Origin of the sequence: Allonocardiopsis opalescens (genome assembly GCF_003002095.1) — a bacterium.
GTDB lineage: Bacteria > Actinomycetota > Actinomycetes > Streptosporangiales > Streptosporangiaceae > Allonocardiopsis > Allonocardiopsis opalescens.
The window spans coordinates 629146-648489 of record NZ_PVZC01000001.1; the positions used below are offsets into that span (position 1 = coordinate 629146).

The following is a 19344-nucleotide window of genomic DNA, read 5'->3' on the forward strand; positions in this document are numbered from 1 at the left end:
GCCGCAGGGCGAACGCCGCCGCTAGACGCGCGCCGCCGGCCGGGCAGCCGACGCGGCCGCGGCGGCCGTCGTCAGCGGGTCCCGGGCCGCGCGGCCGAGCAGGTCGGTGAGGTCGGGTGCGGTCCCGTCCAGGCAGCCGTGCCGGACGGCCGTGGCGATCGAGGCGAGCATCGGCGGCTGGAATGGCAGCAGCCCCGGCGTCTCCTGAAGGAGCCTGCGCCGGTACTCGCCCAGGCTGATGGTGCGATGCGCCACGCCGAGTTCGTTCGCCACCTGCTCCGCCGTGATTGGCGTGCCGACGAGGTCGTAGACGCGCCCGCGGTGCCGCGCCGGATCCGACGCCACCACCGCCGCGACCTCGGCCAGGTCCTCACGCGCGACCGCCGCCAGGGCGCCGTCCCCGAACGCGGACTCCACCCCGTGCCCGGCCCACATCAGCAGTCCGCCGAAGAGTTCGGCGTACAGGCCGTTGCGCAGGACGGTCCACGGCAGGCCGCTCGCCCGCACCAGGCGCTCGGTCGCCCGGTGGGCCAGGGCGAAACCGAGGTGGTCGCCGGCAGTGGTCAGGCTGGTGTAGACGACGTGGCCGACGCCGTCGCGGACGGCGGCGTCCAGGACAGCCGTGTGCCGGGCGACGACCTGGTCGTCCTCGGCATAGCCGGCGGAGACGAGCACGAGGGTCGACACTCCGGCGAGGTCGAGCCCCACGCGGTCGTCGAAGTCGAGCCGCCGCATGCCCTCGCCCGGCGTGCGGCTGCCGCCCATCGCAGGGACGCCACGGGCGCGCAGCGCCGCGAGGGCGGCCGAGCCGAGGTTCCCGTTCGCTCCGGTCACCAAGATCATGATCGATCACAGTCTTCCGTCGTGGTTCTCTTCGGTAACTACGCTTGATCCTCGACCGCACGCCCACCGGCCACAAGAAGGCAGTTCGATGTCACCCACGCACACCGGGGTAACCACCACCTCCGCCGACCTCGACCCGTGCGGGCGCGAAGACCACCCCGACTGCGGTATCCGCGATGTCCTGGACCGCATCGGCGACAAGTGGTCGGTGCTCGTGATCGTCGAGCTCGCCGGCGGGCCGCGCCGCTTCCGTGAACTGCAACGCGCCATCGACGGCATCTCCCAGCGGATGCTCACCCTCACCGTGCGCAGGCTCGAACGCGACGGCCTCGTGCTGCGCACCGTGTACCCGACCGTCCCGGCCCAGGTCGACTACCGCCTCACCGGGACCGGCGCCGGCCTGACCCACCTGGTCAAGGCGCTCGCGGACTGGTCCCTCGCGCACCGTGCCGCCATCGCCGAGGCGCGGCACGCCTACGACCAGGCCCATCCCGGTCACGACATCCGCTGACACCGGTCCGGCCGGGCGGCGGGCCCGCGGGCTGAGCCGTCAGGTCCGGGGCGGTGTGAGAGGCTGGAACGCGTGAATCGCTTGGCTGGTGCGACCTCGCCCTATCTGCTGCAGCACGCCGAGAACCCGGTGGACTGGTGGCCCTGGGAGCCGGGGGCCTTTGAGGAGGCGCGGCGGCGGGATGTGCCGGTGCTGCTCTCGGTGGGGTACTCCGCGTGCCACTGGTGCCACGTCATGGCGCACGAGTCCTTCGAGGACCCCGGTACGGCGGCGCTGATGAACGAGAACTTCGTCAGTGTGAAGGTCGACCGGGAGGAGCGGCCTGACGTCGACGCGGTGTACATGGAGGCGACGCAGGCGATGAGCGGCCAGGGCGGCTGGCCGATGACGGTGTTCGCGACTCCCGACGGCGAGCCGTTCTACTGCGGGACCTATTATCCGCGGCCGCACTTCCAGCAGTTGCTGCGGGCGGTGGCCGAGGCGTGGCGGGGCGACCGCGACGGGGTGCTGGCGCAGGGGCGCAAGGTCGTCGACGCGCTGGCGCGGCCTCGGTCGGCCGGGGGAGGCGCCGCGCCCGGGGCGGAGGCGCTGGACGGTGCGGTGCGGGCGCTGCGGGCCGACTTCGATGCCGTGAACGGCGGTTTCGGCGGGGCGCCCAAGTTCCCGCCGTCGATGGTGATGGAGTTCCTGCTCCGGCAGCACGCCCGTACCGGTGATACCGGGTCGCTGGAGATGGTGCGGCACACCGCCGAGGCGATGGCGCGCGGCGGTATGTACGACCAGCTGGCCGGGGGCTTCGCCCGGTACTCGGTGGACGCGCGCTGGGTGGTGCCGCACTTCGAGAAGATGCTGTACGACAACGCGCTGCTGGCGCGGGTCTACACCCACCTGTGGCGGCAGGCCGTCGCCTCGGGTGACGCCGGCACCGCCGCCCTCGCCCGCAGGATCGCGCTGGAGACCCTGGACTGGACCCTCGCCGGGCTGCGCACGCCGCAGGGCGGGTTCGCCTCGGCGCTGGACGCCGACGCCGAGGGCGAGGAGGGGCGCAGCTACGTCTGGACGCCCGGGCAGCTGCGCGAGGTGCTGGGCGGCGAGGACGCCGAGTGGGCCGCCGGCCTGTTCGGCGTCACCGACGAGGGCAGCTTCGAGCACGGGAGTTCCGTGCTCCGGCTGCCCGCCGACCCCGACGACCCCGAGCGCTACGCCCGGGTGCGCGCCGCGCTGCTCGACGCACGCGACCAGCGGGTGCAGCCCGGCCGCGACGACAAGGTGGTGGCGGCCTGGAACGGGCTGGCGATCAGCGCGCTGGCCGAGGCGGGCGCGCTGTTCGACCGCCCCGACCTGGTGGCCGCCGCCCGCAGCGCGGCCCAGCTGCTGCTCGCGGTGCACCTGCGCGGCGGCCGGCTGCTGCGCACCTCGCTGGGCGGCGCGGCCGGCGCCAACGCCGGGGTGCTGGAGGACTACGGCTGCGTCGCCGAGGCGCTGCTGGTGCTGCACGCCGTCACCGGCGAGGCGCAGTGGGTGGGCGCGGCCGGGCGGCTGCTCGACACCGTTCTGGAGCGCTTCGGCGACGGCCGGGGCGGCTTCTACGACACCGCCGACGACGCCGAGCGGCTGTTCCGCCGGCCGCAGGACCCCACCGACACCGCCACCCCCAGCGGGAGTTTCGCCGCCGCCGGGGCGCTGCTGTCCTACGCGGCGCTGACCGGCTCGGCCCGGCACCGCGAGGCGGCCGCCGCCGCACTGGCGCCGGTGGGCCTGCTGGCCGCGCGGGCGCCCCGCTTCGCCGGGTGGGGGCTGGCCGTGGCCGAGGCCCTGCTCGCGGGGCCGGTGGAGATCGCCGTGGTGGGCCCGGCCGGCGACCCCCGCACCAGCGCCCTGCACCGCACGGCGCTCGGCGGGGTCTCGCCCGGTGCCGTCGTCTCGCTCGGCGACGGCTCGCCCGACACCCCGGTGCCGCTGCTGGAGCACCGCACCGCCGTCGACGGGCGTCCGGCCGCCTACGTCTGCCGCGACTTCGCCTGCCGGGCGCCGGTGACCGAGCCGGAGGAGCTGGCGGCCCAGCTGTGAGGGGGCCGGGCGCCCGACGCCGGTGACCGGTGGCCGGGACCGGCGAGAAGGCCCCGCGCGGCGGCTCGGGCGAGTAACGTGGGTGTCCAGCGTGCCCCGCGGCGTCCAGGACGCCCCGCGATCGCCGGTTCGCGTCGGCTTGCGCCCGCCTCCGCCGGCCCGTCCGCGCCTACCGGTTCGCCGCCCTTCCGCCCGAAAGCTCCTTCGAACTGTCCCGAAAGGCAACCAGTATGGGACTTCGCAAGCTCGCGTACCGTCTCTACGAGCGGCGTCTCGGCGGCACCCTCGGCGCGATGGAGACCCCCAGGCACGTCGGCGTCCTGCTCGACGGCAACCGGCGCTGGGCGCGCAGCGTCGGGCTCACCGACGTCAACACCGGCCACCAGCGCGGCGCCGACAAGATCTTCGAGCTGCTGCAGTGGTGCTCGGAGAGCGGCATCGAGGTGGTCACCCTCTGGCTGCTGTCCACCGACAACCTCAACCGCCCGGCCAAGGAGCTCGACCCCCTGCTGCGCATCATCGAGAACACCGTGCGGCGGCTGGTGGCGGGCGGCTGGCGGACCAACCCGGTGGGCGCGCTCGACCTGCTGCCCGACGGCACCGCCGCGATCCTGAAGGAGGCGGGGGAGGCCACATCCGGCAAGCCGGGGCTGATTGTGAACGTCGCCGTCGGGTATGGAGGTCGGCGTGAGATCGCGGATGCGGTGCGCTCGCTGCTCCTTGAGCACGCCTCCAAGGGCACACCGCTGGAGGAACTCGCCGAGACCCTCGACATCGAGCACATCGCCGAGCACCTCTACACCCGCGGCCAGCCTGATCCGGACCTGCTCATCCGCACCTCGGGCGAACAGCGCCTGTCCGGCTTCATGCTGTGGCAGAGCGCCCACTCGGAGTTCCACTTCTGCGAGGTCTACTGGCCCGCCTTCCGCAAGGTGGACTTCCTGCGGGCGCTCCGCTCCTACGCGGCCCGGCACCGCCGCTACGGCACGTGACCTGCGGCCCGTGTTACCCGCCGTTAACGGCGTGGCGGGAGTTTCGGGCTTGTATGTCGCCGAATTTCGCGTAGCGTCGCAACCAGCGGGTGTCGTCCGTACACCCGTTCGGGAGGCCCCGACTCGTTTGCGCAGCCTGCGTTGCACCACTCGAGGAGGGTCGGTGCTCGGCCCTCATCACGGGGTCCGGACCCGGTCCTTCAAGGCCGCAAGGCCAGATGTGTGGGTCATGCGGCCGCCAGTCCCGCGAGTGCAGGGCGCCCTGCGGGGCGCCCGGGGGAGAACGAGTGACCAGTCCCTCCATCAGCCCATCCGTCGGTTCCGGCACCGGTGAGTCCGCATTCCGCACCGGAGACGGGGCCCGACGCACCTACGTGCTCGACACCAGCGTGCTGCTGGCCGACCCGTCGGCCTTCAGCCGCTTCGCCGAGCACGAGGTGGTCCTGCCCATCGTCGTCATCACCGAGCTGGAGAGCAAGCGGCACCACCCGGAGCTGGGCTACTTCGCCCGGCAGGCCCTCCGGCACCTTGACGACCTCCGCGTGCGGCACGGCAGCCTCGACGTGGAGATCCCGGTGGGCGAGCTCGGTGGATCGATCAGAGTCGAGCTGAACCACAGCGACCCCTCGATCCTGCCGGCCGGGTTCCGCACCGGAGACAACGACACCCGCATCCTGACGGTGGCGCGCACGCTCGCCGACGAGGGGCGCGAGGTGGTGCTGGTCAGCAAGGACCTCCCGCTGCGGATCAAGGCGTCCTCGATCGGGCTGAGCGCTGAGGAGTACCGCGCCGAACTGGCGCCGGAGTCCGGGTGGACCGGCATGGCCGAGCTGGACGTCCCCGCCGCCGCCGTCACAGAGCTGTTCGACAGCGGCACGGTCGAGCTGGAGGACGCCCGCGAACTGCCCTGCCACACCGGCCTGGTGCTGCTGTCGGAGGGAGGGAAGGCGCTGGGGCGGGTCACTCCCGACAAGCAGGTGCGGCTGGTCCGCGGCGACCGCGAGGTCTTCGGGCTGCGCGGGCGCAGCGCCGAGCAGCGCATCGCGCTCGACCTGCTGCTCGACCCCGACGTCGGCATCGTGTCGCTGGGCGGGCGGGCCGGCACCGGCAAGTCCGCGCTGGCGCTGTGCGCGGGCCTGGAGTCGGTGCTGGAGCGCCGCCAGCACCGCAAGGTGCTGGTCTTCCGGCCGCTGTACGCGGTCGGCGGCCAGGACCTCGGCTACCTCCCCGGCACCGAGAACGAGAAGATGAGCCCCTGGTCGCAGGCGGTGCACGACACCCTGTCCGCGCTGACCACCCAGGACGTCATCGACGAGGTGGTGGACCGCGGCATGCTGGAGGTGCTGCCGCTCACCCACATCCGCGGCCGCTCGCTGCACGACTCCTTCGTGATCGTCGACGAGGCGCAGTCGCTGGAGCGCGGCGTGCTGCTGACGGTGCTGTCGCGGATCGGCACCGGCTCGCGCGTGGTGCTCACCCACGACGTCGCGCAGCGCGACAACCTGCGGGTGGGCCGGCACGACGGTGTGGTGGCGGTGGTGGAGAAGCTGAAGGGCCACCCGCTGTTCGCGCACGTCACCTTGACCCGGTCCGAGCGTTCGCCGATCGCGGCGCTCGTCACCGAGATGCTGGAGGACATCGGCAGCTGACCTGCCGCCGCGCCTCGGCCGTCCCTCCGGGTTCACCGGGGGGACGGCCTGCGTTACCGGCCAGGTCGGGCATGCCGGTGAGGCTGATCTTGGCCGGCGCCGCGTCCCGCACACCCCGAGCGGCGCCGCAGGTCCCACCCCGTCCGCGAGGAGCGCCCATGTCCGAGAGCCCGGCACCGGAAACCCCCGCCCAGGAGCCGCCGGCCCCGCCGCTGAGCCGCCGCACCGCGCTGCGCTACGGCGTGCTCGGGGCGGGCGCCGCCGTCACGGCCGGGCTGCTCGGCGCCGCGCCCGCGGGCGCGGCCGCCCCCGCGCTGGTGCACCGGGGCCGGCCCGAGCTGACCCACGGCATCCAGCTGGGCGACCCCCGCGCGGACGGCGCCGTGGTGTGGGCGCGTGCGGACCGGCCGGCCCGGATGGTGGTGGAGGTCTCCTCCCGGCCCGACTTCCGCGATGCGCGCCGCGTGCGCGGCCCGCTGCTCACCCCGGAGACCGACGGCACCGGGCGGCTGCGGCTGCGCGGGCTGCGGCCCGGCAGCCACGTCCACGTCCGGGTCACCGCGACCGACCCCGACGGGCGGCTGGCGAGCGCCCCGGTGACCGGCGGCTTCCGCACCGTCGGCCGGCGCGACATCCGCTTCCTGTGGTCGGGCGACGTGGCCGGGCAGGGCTTCGGGATCAACCCCGACCTGGGCGGGATGCCCATCTACCGCGCGATGGCGCGGCGCGAGCCCGACTTCTTCCTGCACAGCGGCGACACCGTCTACGCCGACGGGCCGCTGGTGGAGGCGCTGACCCTGCCCGATGGCCGCGTCTACCGCAACCTCGTCACCCCGGAGAAGCAGAAGGTCGCCGAGACGCTGGCCGAGTTCCGCGGCCAGTACGCCTACAACCTGCTGGACGAGGGCGTGCGCGCCTTCGCCGCCCAGGTGCCGCAGATCGTGCAGTGGGACGACCACGAGGTCACCAACAACTGGTGGCCGGGCGAGGTGCTGACCGACGCCCGCTACACCGAGCGGCGGGTCGACGTGCTCGCCGCCCGCGCGCACCGGGCCTTCCACGAGTGGCAGCCGATCCGCCCCTCCGAGGCCGTCGACGGCCGGATCTACCGCAAGATCTCCTACGGGCCCGACCTGGACGTCTTCGTCATCGACATGCGCCCCTACCGCGAGCCCAACTCGGCGGGCACCTCCGGGTACGAGCGGGTGCTGGGCGACCGCCAGGCGCGCTGGCTGGCGCACGGCCTGGACCGCTCGCGCGCCACCTGGAAGATCGTCGCCTCCGACATGCCGATCGGGGTGGTCGTCCCCGACGGCGAGGTGATCGAGGGCGTCGCCAACGACCGCCCCGGCGCGCCGAACGGCCGCGAGGCCGAACTGGCGTGGGTGCTGCGCGAGATCCACCGGGCCCGGGTGCGCAACGTGGTCTGGCTGACCGCCGACGTGCACTACACCGCCGCCCACCACTACGCGCCCGAGCGCGCGTCCTTCCGCGACTTCAGCCCGTTCTGGGAGTTCGTGTCCGGCCCGCTGCACGCGGGCGCCTTCGGCCCGAACCGGCTCGACCCGACCTTCGGGCCGCGGGTGGAGTTCGTCAACGCCCCGCCCAACGCCGCCACCTCGCCGATGGACGGCTTCCAGCACTTCGGCGAGGTGAACATCGACGCCGGCAGCGGCGACCTGCGGGTCGACCTGCGCGACATCGACGGCCGCTCGCTGTGGTCCACGACGCTGCGGCCTGAGGGCCGCCGCTAGCGGGTGCAGGGCGGCGCCGGCCCCCCTCGACCGGCGCCGCCCCGCTCTCAGCGCAGCGCCGCGATGCGCTCGCGCAGCCGCTTGAGCTGTCGCAGCCGCCGCTCGTAGGTGGCGCCGAGCACCAGCAGCACCGCCCCGGCAGCCGCCGCGGGGATCCACGGCGGGGCCGCGGCCGTCCACGCCACCAGCGGCGGCACCAGCTGGTGCGCGGCCGTCAGCGCCAGCACCCCGCCGCCCAGCAGCAGCGGCGCCTGCAACTGGGAGCGGGCCCCGAGCAGGGTCACCGCCAGGGCGGCGGCGCCGAGCAGCAGCGGCCGCAGCGGGCCCTCGTCGGCCAGCCCGACCATGGCCAGGCTCGGCAGCAGGGCGAGGCCCAGGCCGGGGCCGTAGCCGAGCCAGGAGTGCGGCCGCAGCGGGCGCGGCACACCGCGCCGGTGCAGGAAGCCGACCAGCAGCGCGAGCGCCGCCGGGGGCAGCGTGTACGGCTCGGGCACGGCCACCTCCAGGTGCGCCAGCCGCAGCCACAGCGCCACCAGCAGCAGCGCGGCGCCGACATAGCCGGCGGCGCGGCGGTCCTCGCGCAGCCCCGTCGCCAGCGCGATCACTCCGGCGACGGCGCAGGCCAGGCTGAACAGCTCCGGCCGGTCGAGCGTGGCGAGCGCCGCGAAGACGGCGAGGACGGCGGCGGCCGCCTCGACCGCGGGCACCGTGCGCTCGGGCAGGGCGGGCACCGCCGCCGCGCCCATCGCCGCGCCGGCGACGGCCAGCGCGGCGAAGGCGGCGAGCGGCGGCGGCGCCCCGGCCGCGAGCGCGCCCGCCACCGCCACCCCGCCGGCGACCAGCACCGCGGCGGCGGCCGCGCCCGCAGACAGGACGGTGTCCTGGGAGAGCACCGCCACCGCGATCGCCAGCGCGAACAGCGCCGCGAGCACCGTGACGGTCGCCGAGGGCGCCGTCAGCGACCACGCGGCTGCCAGGCTCGCCGGGTAGAGCGCGGCCGCGCCCGCGATCCGCGCGGTGCGCGGATCGGCGGCCCGCACCGCGAGCGCGGCCGGGACCGCGCAGACCACCAGGCACCAGGCCAGCGCCGCCGGGTAGGGCAGCTCGGCGGCGGCGCCGTAGGGCAGCAGCAGGAACGGCGCGAGGACGCCCGCGGCGGTGTGCACCCTGGCCCGTCCGGCCGGCCCGCCGGCGCCGCGCGCCAGCGCGAGCAGCGAGGCGCAGACCACCGTGGCCACCGGCACGGCGCCGCCCGGGTGCGGCGACGGACCGCCGGGGGCGAGCGGCGTGGCGCCGCCGGAGGCGGGCAGCCCGCTCCAGGGGGCGGCGATCCAGCCGTAGGGCCCGGCGTACACGTACAGCAGCGGCAGCGCGACCAGGGCGGCGGCCAGGCCGAGCGCTGCCGTGCCCGCCAGCACCGCCGCCCGCGCCCACGGGCCGCGCGCACCCCAGGCGGCACCGACGAACACCGCGCCCGCGCAGGCCGCCACCAGGCTGAACGGCCCGTAGCCGAAGCCCGCCACCACCGACGCGAACAGCACCAGCACGGCGGCGCCCGCCGCCATGCCGGTCGCCCGCGAGCCGAGCCGCCGCGCGGAGACCGGGACCCGCGCGGCCGCGAAGGCGGCCGCCGCCGCGGCCAGCGGCACGAAGGGCAGCCATGCCTCGGGCACCCCGGCGACCAGCGCGCCCACCGTCGCCGCCAGACCCGCCGTGAGCACCGCCCGGGCCGCCAGCGCGGCCGGGACCGGGGCGGGCGAGCGGCCGTCGCGCGCCAGCAGGGCGGCGGCCGCCACCCCGGCGGCGAGCACCGCCAGGACGAGCAGGGTGGCGACGCGGCCGGTCAGCGCCCAGGCGGCGACGGCCGCCCCGAGGTAGCCGCCGACGAGCGCCAGCACCCGCGCCGCGGTGCGATCGGCGGCCAGCGCCGACCACAGCGTCACCGCGACGGCGACGGCCGCCTGCACCGCCAGCGACAGCGCGTAGGGGCCGTCCAGGGCGACCAGCGCCACCGGCACCACCAGCACGGCCAGGCCCGTGCCGCCGACCACGGCGGCCGCTCCGCGCCGCAGCGGCAGCACGGCGCCGGCCGCCACGGCGGTGGCCCCGGCCAGCACCGGCAGCAGCAGCGGCGAGGGCGCGACGAAGCCCAGCGGCGGCAGCGCCGCCGCCGTGCCGCCCGGCGGTCCCGACCACGGCGCGAACAGCCAGGCGAACGGGCCGACCAGCACCGCCGCCAGCTGGTCGAGCAGCAGCAGCGGCGCCGCGGCGGCACCGAGCGCCGCGGCCAGGGACAGCCCCCGGGCCGCCGGGGCGGCACCGGGCGCCTCGGCGCCGAGCGGCCGCCACGCGGCCAGCGCGGCCAGGGCCGCCCCGCACACCAGGGCGAGCGCGGTGGCGTCGCGGTACGGCACCGTCATCAGCACCCCCACCCCGACCAGCACGGCCGCCGCCGCGAGGACGGCGACGCCTTGGCGGCGGCGGAGTACGGCGCGGGGGGTCTCGGTGGCGGGTGTCTGGTCGTGCGGTGGTTCGGTTCGAGGGCTCGCCGCCGGGGCGGCTGCGGCGGGCTTCGGGTCCTGTGGTGAACCGGCCTGCGGAGCGGTCGTCGTCCGGGTCGCCCGGGACGCCTGGTCCTGTCGCTCGTCCGCGGGGTCGGCCTGGGCGCGGCCGATGCGCCCGGCCGCCCAGTGCGCGGCCGCGAGTCCGGCGACCGCGACGGCGGCGGTGCCGATGACGGCGAAGGCGGCGAGCGCGGGCGGCAGCCCGGCCCGCAGCGCCAGGCAGGCGGCGAGCGCCCCGGCGGCCGGCACCGCCACGCCGGCCGCCGCGCACCGCGCCGGGCCGCTGCCGGCCCGTCCAGGGGCGAGCGCGCACCCGGCGGTGACCGCGAGCAGCGCGGCCGCGAGGGCCGTACTGGCCGAAGGATCGGCCAGCGCGACGCAGCAGGCGGCGGCGGTGCAGCCCAGCGCGGCGGCCGCCGCCGCGACGCCCAGCCGCTCCCCGGCCAGGCTCGCGGCCGGCCAGGCGGCCACCGCCAGCAGCGCCGCCGCGAGCAGCAGGGCCCGGTAGTCCCCGGCCAGCGATATCCCGGCCAGCGCCGTCAGCGCCCCGCCGAGCAGCCAGACGCGGTGCGCGTACCTGGGCGCCCAGCGTCCCAGCGCCAGACCGCCGCCCGCGACCGAGGCGGCCAGCGCGGCCGCCAGGGCGGCCCGCCAGTCCGTGCCCAGCCCCAACAGGTCGGGAACGGCGGCGGGCATCCCGGCCCAGGGGACCGCCGCCGGGAGCAGGTAGACGGCGGGCAGCCCGAGCAGCAGCGGCAGCGCGGTGAGCGCCGACAGGCCGACGACCGCGAGCGCGGCGGCGGTGCCCGCCCCCCGGCGCCCGGCCGGCCCGAAGCGCCCGAAGGCCGCCGCGACCGGCCCGCACGCCGCCAGGGCCAGCACCGGACCGATACCGGGACCGGCCCACCCGGCGACCAGCGCCACCACCGCGGCCGTGCCCGCCGGCACGGCCGCGGCGGATCCGACGACCCGCTCCGCCGCCGGGGGCAGCAGGTCGTAGCGGGCCCGCGCCGCCACCGCGAGCAGCACCGCCGCCAGCAGCCAAGCGGGACCGGCCCACGCGCCGCCCGGCGCGGTGGCGACGGCGACCGTCCCCACCAGGGCCAGCAGCGCGGCACTCGCCCAGGCCGACGCGCCCAGCACTGCCGCCAGGAGACCGATGGAGCCGAGGGCGGACGGCGCAGCGTCCGGAGCGGCCATCGCGGGGGTCGGCACGCCGGGTGCCGCCGGTGCGCCGGCGCCGTACGCGCCGCCGGGCGGTGCGGTGGCAGCGGCGCCGGTGGCGTCCGCTACGGATCTCGGCCGCTCGGCGGGCCGGTGCGCCGGACTGGAGCCGGTCCCGACACCCGCGCCGTGCGTCCGGGAGCGCGCCGTCGGGCCGTTGGCGGCGGGCGTGTCGTCGGGCGTGGCCGTCGCGGCGGCCGGAGAGGCGGTGCCGCCAGGGCCGGCCGGCCGTCCGGTGGGACCGGGGCGGTCCGTGCGGGCGGACCCGTCGGGCCTCGGCGCGGGTCGGGCGCCGCCGGGGCCCGCAGCGTCGGTCGCGCCGACGCGGATGCCGAACAGGGCGAGCAGGTCGGCAGCGGTCTCGGCGGTCGCGGTGACGGCGGCCGCCAGCGGTCCGGCGGGGCCGGCGGCCGCGCGGGCGGATCTCCGTGCCGCCCGGGCGGCCACGACCGCGTCCAGTACCGCGGTGGCGGCCAGGGCGAGGGCGAAGGCGGCCGCGCTGGGCCGTTCGAAGGCGAGCAGGAGCGCGGGGAGCTGCGCCAGGAGCAGGGCGGCGATCCGGGGGCCGCGCAGCGGGACCAGGGCCGGGTAGCAGGCCCAGCCGGCGGCGACGGCCGCGGCGACTCCGGCGGCGTAGGGGAGCGGGGGCACGTTCAGGTCGAAGACGGCCCAGACGGCGTAGGCGTCCAGCAGGACCAGCAGCAGGGCCAGCGCGGCGACGGCCTCGGCGGTGGCGGTCAGGCCGCGGCGGTGCAGCGGGAGCGGGAGGAAGCCGACCAGGAGGGTGAGTCCGCCCAGGACGGCGGCGCGGGCGCCGATGCCGAGCTGGCCCCAGCTGACCACCGTGAAGACGACGGCCGCGACGGCGAGCAGCGCGCCGCCGAGCATGAGCAGCAGGTTGCGGACCGAGTGGCGGCTCAGCTCGAAGCGCGGGGCCGCCGCCTCGGACGGGCGAGCGGCCGCGTTCGCGCCGGGTGCGCCGGTCCCGACCGCCGCCGCGTCGGCCGGGTGGGCTCCGCTGCCCGCGCGGGGCCGGCTGTGCGTCCGGGCCTCGCCGCCCGCGTGGGCCGGGACGGCCGTGCCGGGCGTGCGGGGCGCCTCCCCCGTCCCGTGCCCGTCCCCCGCCCCGGCCGCGGCCGGGGTGTCGCCAAGGTCACGTCCGGGGGTCCGGGCACCGGCACCGGGCGGGGCGGTGGCCGGATGCGGCCGGGCGGCGGTGCGCTCGCGGCGGAGCAGTGCGAGCAGGTGGACGCGTTCGGCCTCCAGCCGGTGGGCGTGGCGGCCCAGGCGGTCCAGCTCCTGGTCCACGGCCCACAGCCGCTCGGCCCAGGGGCCGCGCAGCGGGAGCCGGCAGGACGGGCAGGCCGGGGTGCCGACCGCCACGGCGGCACCGCAGTCGGGGCAGGCCACCCCGGGTGCCGGGGGGAGGGTGTCGTACCGCATGCGACGAGCCTGTACGCGCCGGGCGGCGCGCCCCAGCGGAGGCGTACTCAAGCCCCGTACTCAATCGCCGTGAGTACCGGGCGTTCTGTGCACGAACCAACACATTTCGCTGTTTTGTTGGGCCTATTGGTCACGGTCTGATATACACGGACGAGCTGAACCGGCACCCATGGGTGCGCGACCCTCGCCTCAGGCGATCGGCTGCCCTGTCCCGCAGCGCGGTCCGCGCCCCCGTCCCGGCTCCGGCGTCCGGTGCGGCCTTGGACGGCCCCCCGACGCCCCACCCCGTAGCAGAGCAGGGGACGGAGCGAACTCACCTGTCGCCGTCGAAAGTGAACGTCGTGCCCAGACAAGCGGGAAGACGCCGCAAGAAGAACGGCTTGGCCCTCGCCGTGTCCCGACTCAGGCCCACCGGCGCCCGACTCCCCCTGGTGGTCGGCGGTGCCGCCACCGCCGTCGTGGTGGCGGCGGGCGGCGCGGCCGCGCTCAGCGGCTTCGTCCGGCCCGAGGACAGCACCCAGATGGTCGTCCCCGAGCCGCTGGCCGCCGCCTCAGCGAGCCCCTCCGGCTCGGCCCCGGCCAGCCCGTCCGCCGAGCCCTCGGCCGAGCCCGAGGAGAGCGGCGCGCCCACCGAGCGCCCCGAGCTGATCGGCGCCTCCGCCGCCGGCCAGGCCGGGATGACGGTCGAGGAGGAGGAAGAGGAGCCGGCGGAGGAGTCCACCGACTCCGGCGGCACCGACGCCCCCGCCGGCAACGGCCCGGTGGACCCCGGCTCCAACCGCGCGCTCGGCCGCGAGATGCTGGCCGATCACGGCTGGGGCGAGAGCGAGTGGCCCTGCCTGGACAGCCTCTGGGAGCGCGAGAGCAACTGGAACCACCAGGCGCAGAACCCCAGTTCGGGCGCTTACGGCATCCCCCAGGCGCTGCCCGGCACCAAGATGGCCACCGCGGGCGACGACTGGGAGACCAACCCCGCCACCCAGATCACCTGGGGCCTCGGCTACATCGAGGACCGCTACGGCAGCCCGTGCGGCGCGTGGGAGCACTCCGAGGCCAACGGCTGGTACTGACCGGCCCGTACCGCGCACGCTTCCGGCCGGCCCGGCCCCCGCTCAGCCGGCCGGCTGGAAGCTGTCCATCGCCATGGAGAGCATGCCGGCGTGCGAGTCCCACTCCGCTTCCGGTACCGACAGCAGTACCGCGTAGGGCGAGCCGCCCCCGGTGGTGATGTTGCGGACGTGCACATGCCTGGGGCCGTCGTCGTCGGTCCAGGTGAACTCCCAGTCGGCCGCCGAGCCGCCGGGATAGTCGACCGGGCGGATCTCGACCAACCGGTACCCCTCCAGCCGGCCGGACGAGGCGGTGTCGGCGTGGGCCTGCTCGGTGTGGGCCATCTCGTCGGAGGTCGGGTGCTCCGTCTGGTCCACCTGGAGGTAGGCCGGGCCGTCGGGGGACTCGAAGTACACGCTGGCGCCCTCGTACCTGGGCTCCCAGCCCTCGGGCACCACGATGCCGAAACCGGAGGGGTCCTCGTGCAGGACGTAGCCCTCGGGCGGCTCCTCGGCCGTGCCGCCGGACCCGGCCGGCTCGCCGTCGCCGGTCTCGCCGGTCTCCTGGCCGTCGTCCGTGCCGGCGTCGTCATCCGTATCCGAGCCCGCGTCCGTCTGCCCGCCGGTCGGGCCGCCGTCCTGCGCGCCCTCCGCGGCGGCCGGATCGACGGAGCCGGTCGGGGACTCGGGGCCGGGCGGCCACGACAGCGCCGCGGCGACCACCACCACCGCGGCGATGGCGGCGGCCGCGATGGCCAGGCCGACCGCGGTCCGGGTGACCCGGTCGCCCCGCTGCGCGGGCGGATGGACCGGCGCGGTGGGCCGCGGCGGGTACAGCGGCTGCGGCCCGGTGGGGTGCAGCGGCGGGCGGGGGCCCGTCGGCGCCGCCTCGCGCGGTGCCTCGGGGCGCAGGTCCGGGGCGGGTGCGACCGGAGCCGTCGCGGCGGCGCTCGCCGCACGGGCCAGCAGCGGCCGGACCGCCGCGGCGGTGATCCGCTGCCGAGGGTCGCGGGTGAGCAGCCCGGTCAGCGCGGCGGCCAGCGGCCCGTCGGCCCGGTGCGCGGGCAGGGCGCCGCCGATGACGGCCGCGACGGTGGCGGTCAGGGTGTCGCGCCGGAACGGAGAGCGCCCCTCCAGCGCGGTGAACAGGGTGGTGCCCAGGCTCCACAGGTCGGCCGCCGGCGCGGCGGGCCCGCTCTCGAAGCGCTCGGGCGCCATGTGCTCCGGAGTGCCGAGCAGCGCGCCGGTGCTGGTCAGGGTCTCGCCGCCGGCGATCGACGCGATGCCGAAGTCGGTGAGCACCACCCGGCCGTCCGCGCTGAGCAGCACATTGGCCGGCTTGAGGTCGCGGTGCACCACGCCGCCGGCGTGCGCGGCGGCCAGCGCGTCGACCAGCCGGAGCCCGATCTCGGCCACCCGCGCCGGCGGCAGCGGGCCGTCGTCGCGCACGGCGTCGTGCAGGGTGCGCCCCGAGACCAGCTCCATCACGATCCACGGGTGGCCGCCGTCGTCGACCACGTCGTGGATGGTGACGATGGAGGACTGGTTCAGCCGGGCGGCCGAGCGCGCCTCGCGGCGGGTCCGCGCGTAGGACTCCTGCCGCTCCTCATCGCTGAGGTCGGGCGGCGAGACGACCTCCTTGACGGCCACCTCGCGGTCCAGCGTCTCGTCGTGGGCCCGCCACACCGTGCCCATGCCGCCCCGCCCCAGGGGCGCCAGCAGCCGGTAGCGCCCCGCCACCAGCTGTTCCCGCTGGGCCATCGCCAGTCCGTCCTTCCTGGTCGGTCCGCGCCGCGGACCGGTGCTCGCAGTGTCGTCCGGTGGTCCGGGTCCGCCCGCGCCCGCGCGGGAGCGCGGCGGCCGACTCTACCGCGCCCGGCGGCTCCGGCGGCCTAGGACTGGCCGGGCACGCACCCGGACGGGCCCTCACAGCTGTAGGTGAGCAGCGAGTCCATCACGGCCTCGCGCTCGTCGGCCAGCGCGTCCCACAGGTCGGCGGGGGAGTACCAGATGAGCAGGAAGGCATTGCCCGAGGCGTCGACGGTGGTGTACACGAGGGTGCGGTACTCCTGCGGGTCGTAGCCCTCGGCGGTGTAGTCGAAGGTGGCGTCGAGCACGGTCCACTCGCCGGGCCGGTCGAGGTCCTCCAGGCGCTCCCGCTCGTAGTCGTCGTACTCGCCCTCCAGCCAGGACTCGGTGTCGCGGGCGAAGTTCTCCGGGTCGGTGTAGGTGTCGCGGTACTGCACGTAGAAGGAGTGCAGGCTGTCGTAGGAGCGGAAGGCGAGGTCGGACTCGGTGACCGTCTCGTCCGCCGTGTTCACCGACCAGCCGTCGGGGACCAGCACCGAGTAGTGCACCGCGTCGACCGCGTTGGACTCCACCCGGTAGCCGCGTGGCGACTGGCGCGGCGGCGGCTCGGTGGCGGCCGGCGCCGGCGAGGACGCGGCCCCGCCGGGCGGGGCGACGGCGCCGGCCTCGCTGTTGGCCATGACGACCACGACCCCGCCGACCAGCGCCAGCACGAGCGCGACCGGGATGCCGATCAGCGCCGCGAGCGTCCACGGGCGGCCGGAGCGGGGCGGGCGGGGCTGGTAGCCCGCCGAGACCGAGTAGCCGGCCGAGGTGGCGGGCACGGTGCGACCGCCGTGCGCCGGGTGGGGGGCCGGGCCGGTCGGGCCCGGTGGCAGGGTGGGGCCGGAGCGGCCGCCGTGCGCGGGCCAGTGCGGCGGGCCGTGCCCCGCCGAACCGGCCGGCGGGGTGGCCGGCGGAGCGGCCGGCCGGGCCGGGGCGGTGCCGGCCGCCTCGGCCAGCGCGGCGCGCGCCCGGGCCGCGTCGAAGCGCCGCGCGGGGTCCTTGTCCAGCAGGCCCGACAGCACGCCGGCCAGCGGACCGGCCCGTACCACCGGGGGCGGCGGCTGGTTCATCACGGCGGCGATCACGGCGGTGATGCCCTCGCGGCGGAACGGGGAGCGCCCCTCCACGGCCAGGTAGAGGGTGGCGCCCAGGCTCCAGAGGTCGCCGGCCGGGCCGGCGCCCTCGCCGCTGATCCGCTCGGGCGCCATGTACTCGGGCGAGCCGACCAGCGCGCCAGTGCGGGTGACCGAGGGGTCGCCGTCGCGGGTGGCGATGCCGAAGTCGGTGAGCACCACCCGGCCGTTGTCGGCGAGCTGCACATTGGCGGGCTTGACGTCGCGGTGCACCACGCCCAGGGCGTGCGCCGCCTCCAGGGCGTCGAGCAGCTGCAGGCCGATCTCGGCCACCCGGCGGGCCGGCAGCGGGCCGGTGGCGTCCACGGTCTCCTGCAGCGAGCGCCCCGAGACCAGCTCCATCACGATCCACGGGTGGCCGCCGTCGTCGACGACGTCGTGGATGGTGACGATGGACGGCTGGTTCAGCTGGGCCGCCAGCCGCGCCTCGCGGCGGGTGCGCTCGTAGGAGCGCAGCCGCTCCTCCTCGCCGAGGTCGGCCGGGAGCAGCACCTCCTTGACCGCGACATCGCGGTCGAGCAGGGTGTCGCGGGCGCGCCACACCGCGCCCATGCCGCCGCGCCCGAGCGGCGCGAGCAGCTGGTAGCGCCCCGCCACCAGCCGGTCCCGCTGGCTCATTGGCACCCGCCCTTCCCCGGCGTGTCTGCTGTCATGGTAACGACGCGCCGGACCCCGGATCGGAGCCCGCGACGGGCCGGACGGCCGGATGCGGCCGGATGCGGACACGGCGGCGGCGGGCCGGGACCCGTGCCCGGACCCGCCGCCGCGGAGCCGCCCGGCGGCGCTACTTGGCGCCGCTGTTGGTCATCGCCAGCACGTCGAGGGCGTCGTCGAGCTGCCGCTCGGTGAGCAGCCCGCGGTCGAGGTAGCCGCGCTCCACCACGACCTGGCGGATCGTCTTGCGCTCGGCGAGGGCCTGCTTGGCGACCTTGGCCGCCTCCTCGTAGCCGATGTAGCGGTTGAGCGGGGTGACGATCGAGGGGGAGGACTCGGCGTACTCCCGCGCCCGCTCGACATTGGCCTCGATTCCGTCGACGCAGCGGTCGGCGAAGAGCACGCTGATCGAGCTGAGCAGCCGGATCGACTCCAGCACGTTCCTGGCGATCAGCGGCAGCTGCACGTTCAGTTCGAAGGAGCCCGAGGCGCCGCCCGCGGTGACGGCGGCGTCGTTCCCGATCACCTGCGAGGCCACCTGGAGCACGGCCTCGGGGATGACCGGGTTCACCTTGCCGGGCATGATCGAGGAGCCCGGCTGGAGGTCGGGCAGGAAGATCTCGGTCAGGCCGGTGCGCGGGCCGGAGCCCATCCAGCGCAGGTCGTTGGCGATCTTGATCAGCCCGACGGCGATCGTCTTGAGCTGGCCGCTCAGCTCCACCAGGCCGTCGCGGGCGCCCTGCGCCTCGAAGTGGTTGCGGGCCTCGGTCAGCGGCAGGCCGGTGACCCTGGCGATCTCCGCGATCACCTTCGGCGCGAAGCCGGGCGGGGTGTTGATGCCGGTGCCGACGGCGGTGCCGCCCAGCGGCAGCTCGGCCACCCGCGGCAGGCTCGCCTCCAGCCGCTCCACGCCGAAGGCGATGTGCGCGGCGTAGCCGCCGAACTCCTGGCCGAGGGTGACCGGGGTGGCGTCCATCAGGTGGGTGCGGCCGCTCTTGACCACCGAGGCGAACTCGGCCGACTTGCGCTCCAGCGAGCGGCCGAGGTGGCGCAGCGCCGGGATCAGCTGCCCGGTGACGGCGGCGGTGGCGGCGATGTGGATCGAGGACGGGAACACGTCGTTGGACGACTGCGAGGCGTTGACGTGGTCGTTGGGGTGCACCGGGCGGCCCAGCCGCTCAGTGGCCAGCGTCGCGATCACCTCGTTGGCGTTCATGTTGCTGGACGTGCCCGAGCCCGTCTGGAACACGTCGACCGGGAAGTGGGCGTCCCAGGCGCCCGACGCCACCTCGGCGGCGGCCGCGGCGACGGCATCGGCCAGGTCGGCCTCGATCACGCCGAGCTCGCCGTTCACCTTCGCTGCGGCGGCCTTGATCTGGGCGAGCGCCGCGATGTGCGCGCTCTCCAGCCGGGTGCCGGAGACCGGGAAGTTCTCCACCGCGCGCTGCGTCTGCGCGCGCCACTTGGCGTGGGCGGGGACCCGGACCTCTCCCATCGAGTCGTGCTCGATGCGGTACTCGCTCAACTCGCTCATCTTCGTGTGTTACCTCCTCGGGCCAGCCTGCCAGACCAGGGGCGCCCCCCGCCCGGCGGCCGGTCCACAA

General features: G+C 76.5%; 11 protein-coding genes. 6 read left to right on the forward strand and 5 right to left on the reverse strand.

From position 1 onward, the window contains the following. Positions 1-21: 21 nt before the first annotated feature. Entirely contained in the window at positions 22-843 is an 822-nt protein-coding gene (locus tag CLV72_RS02420; protein ID WP_106238408.1) for a Rossmann-fold NAD(P)-binding domain-containing protein, read from the reverse strand. Between the two features lie 88 nt (positions 844-931). Here CLV72_RS02420 and CLV72_RS02425 point away from each other — a divergent pair, with 88 nt between their 5' ends. From CLV72_RS02425 to CLV72_RS02445, 5 genes are all read left to right on the forward strand, one after another. Further along, the gene (locus tag CLV72_RS02425; RefSeq protein ID WP_106238412.1) at positions 932-1354 is read left to right on the forward strand and encodes a winged helix-turn-helix transcriptional regulator; all 423 of its coding nucleotides are present in this window, start codon (positions 932-934) and stop codon (positions 1352-1354) included. 72 nt (positions 1355-1426) lie between these two features. Further along, complete coding sequence (locus CLV72_RS02430; protein WP_106238415.1) at positions 1427-3424, forward strand: thioredoxin domain-containing protein; 1998 nt, start codon at positions 1427-1429, stop codon at positions 3422-3424. A 230-nt stretch (positions 3425-3654) separates the two neighbouring features. Further along, positions 3655-4416, forward strand: coding sequence for an isoprenyl transferase (locus tag CLV72_RS02435; RefSeq protein ID WP_106238419.1), 762 nt, complete (start codon positions 3655-3657; stop codon positions 4414-4416). Positions 4417-4790: 374 nt separating this feature from the next. Further along, a complete protein-coding gene (gene phoH2, locus CLV72_RS02440) occupies positions 4791-6065 on the forward strand; it encodes an RNA 5'-3' helicase PhoH2 (protein WP_425428039.1) in 1275 nt (424 codons plus the stop codon). A 158-nt stretch (positions 6066-6223) separates the two neighbouring features. Beyond that, entirely contained in the window at positions 6224-7819 is a 1596-nt protein-coding gene (locus CLV72_RS02445) for an alkaline phosphatase D family protein (RefSeq protein ID WP_106238425.1), read from the forward strand. Positions 7820-7866: 47 nt separating this feature from the next. On the opposite strand, the gene CLV72_RS02450 is transcribed toward CLV72_RS02445, so the two are convergent. After that, positions 7867-13050, reverse strand: a complete 5184-nt coding sequence (locus tag CLV72_RS02450) for an SCO7613 C-terminal domain-containing membrane protein (protein ID WP_106238428.1) — start codon at positions 13048-13050, stop codon at positions 7867-7869. A gap of 380 nt (positions 13051-13430) precedes the next feature. On the opposite strand from CLV72_RS02450, the gene CLV72_RS02455 reads away from it, so the two are divergent. Further along, positions 13431-14120, forward strand: coding sequence for an aggregation-promoting factor C-terminal-like domain-containing protein (locus CLV72_RS02455; RefSeq protein ID WP_146159319.1), 690 nt, complete (start codon positions 13431-13433; stop codon positions 14118-14120). Between the two features lie 42 nt (positions 14121-14162). On the opposite strand, the gene CLV72_RS02460 is transcribed toward CLV72_RS02455, so the two are convergent. From CLV72_RS02460 to CLV72_RS02470, 3 genes are all read right to left on the reverse strand, one after another. Next, positions 14163-15860, reverse strand: coding sequence for a serine/threonine-protein kinase (locus CLV72_RS02460; protein ID WP_106238435.1), 1698 nt, complete (start codon positions 15858-15860; stop codon positions 14163-14165). A 131-nt stretch (positions 15861-15991) separates the two neighbouring features. Next, positions 15992-17704, reverse strand: coding sequence for a serine/threonine-protein kinase (locus CLV72_RS32685; RefSeq protein ID WP_211302664.1), 1713 nt, complete (start codon positions 17702-17704; stop codon positions 15992-15994). 166 nt (positions 17705-17870) lie between these two features. Further along, the gene (locus tag CLV72_RS02470; protein ID WP_106241108.1) at positions 17871-19265 is read right to left on the reverse strand and encodes a class II fumarate hydratase; all 1395 of its coding nucleotides are present in this window, start codon (positions 19263-19265) and stop codon (positions 17871-17873) included. Positions 19266-19344: the final 79 nt, after the last annotated feature.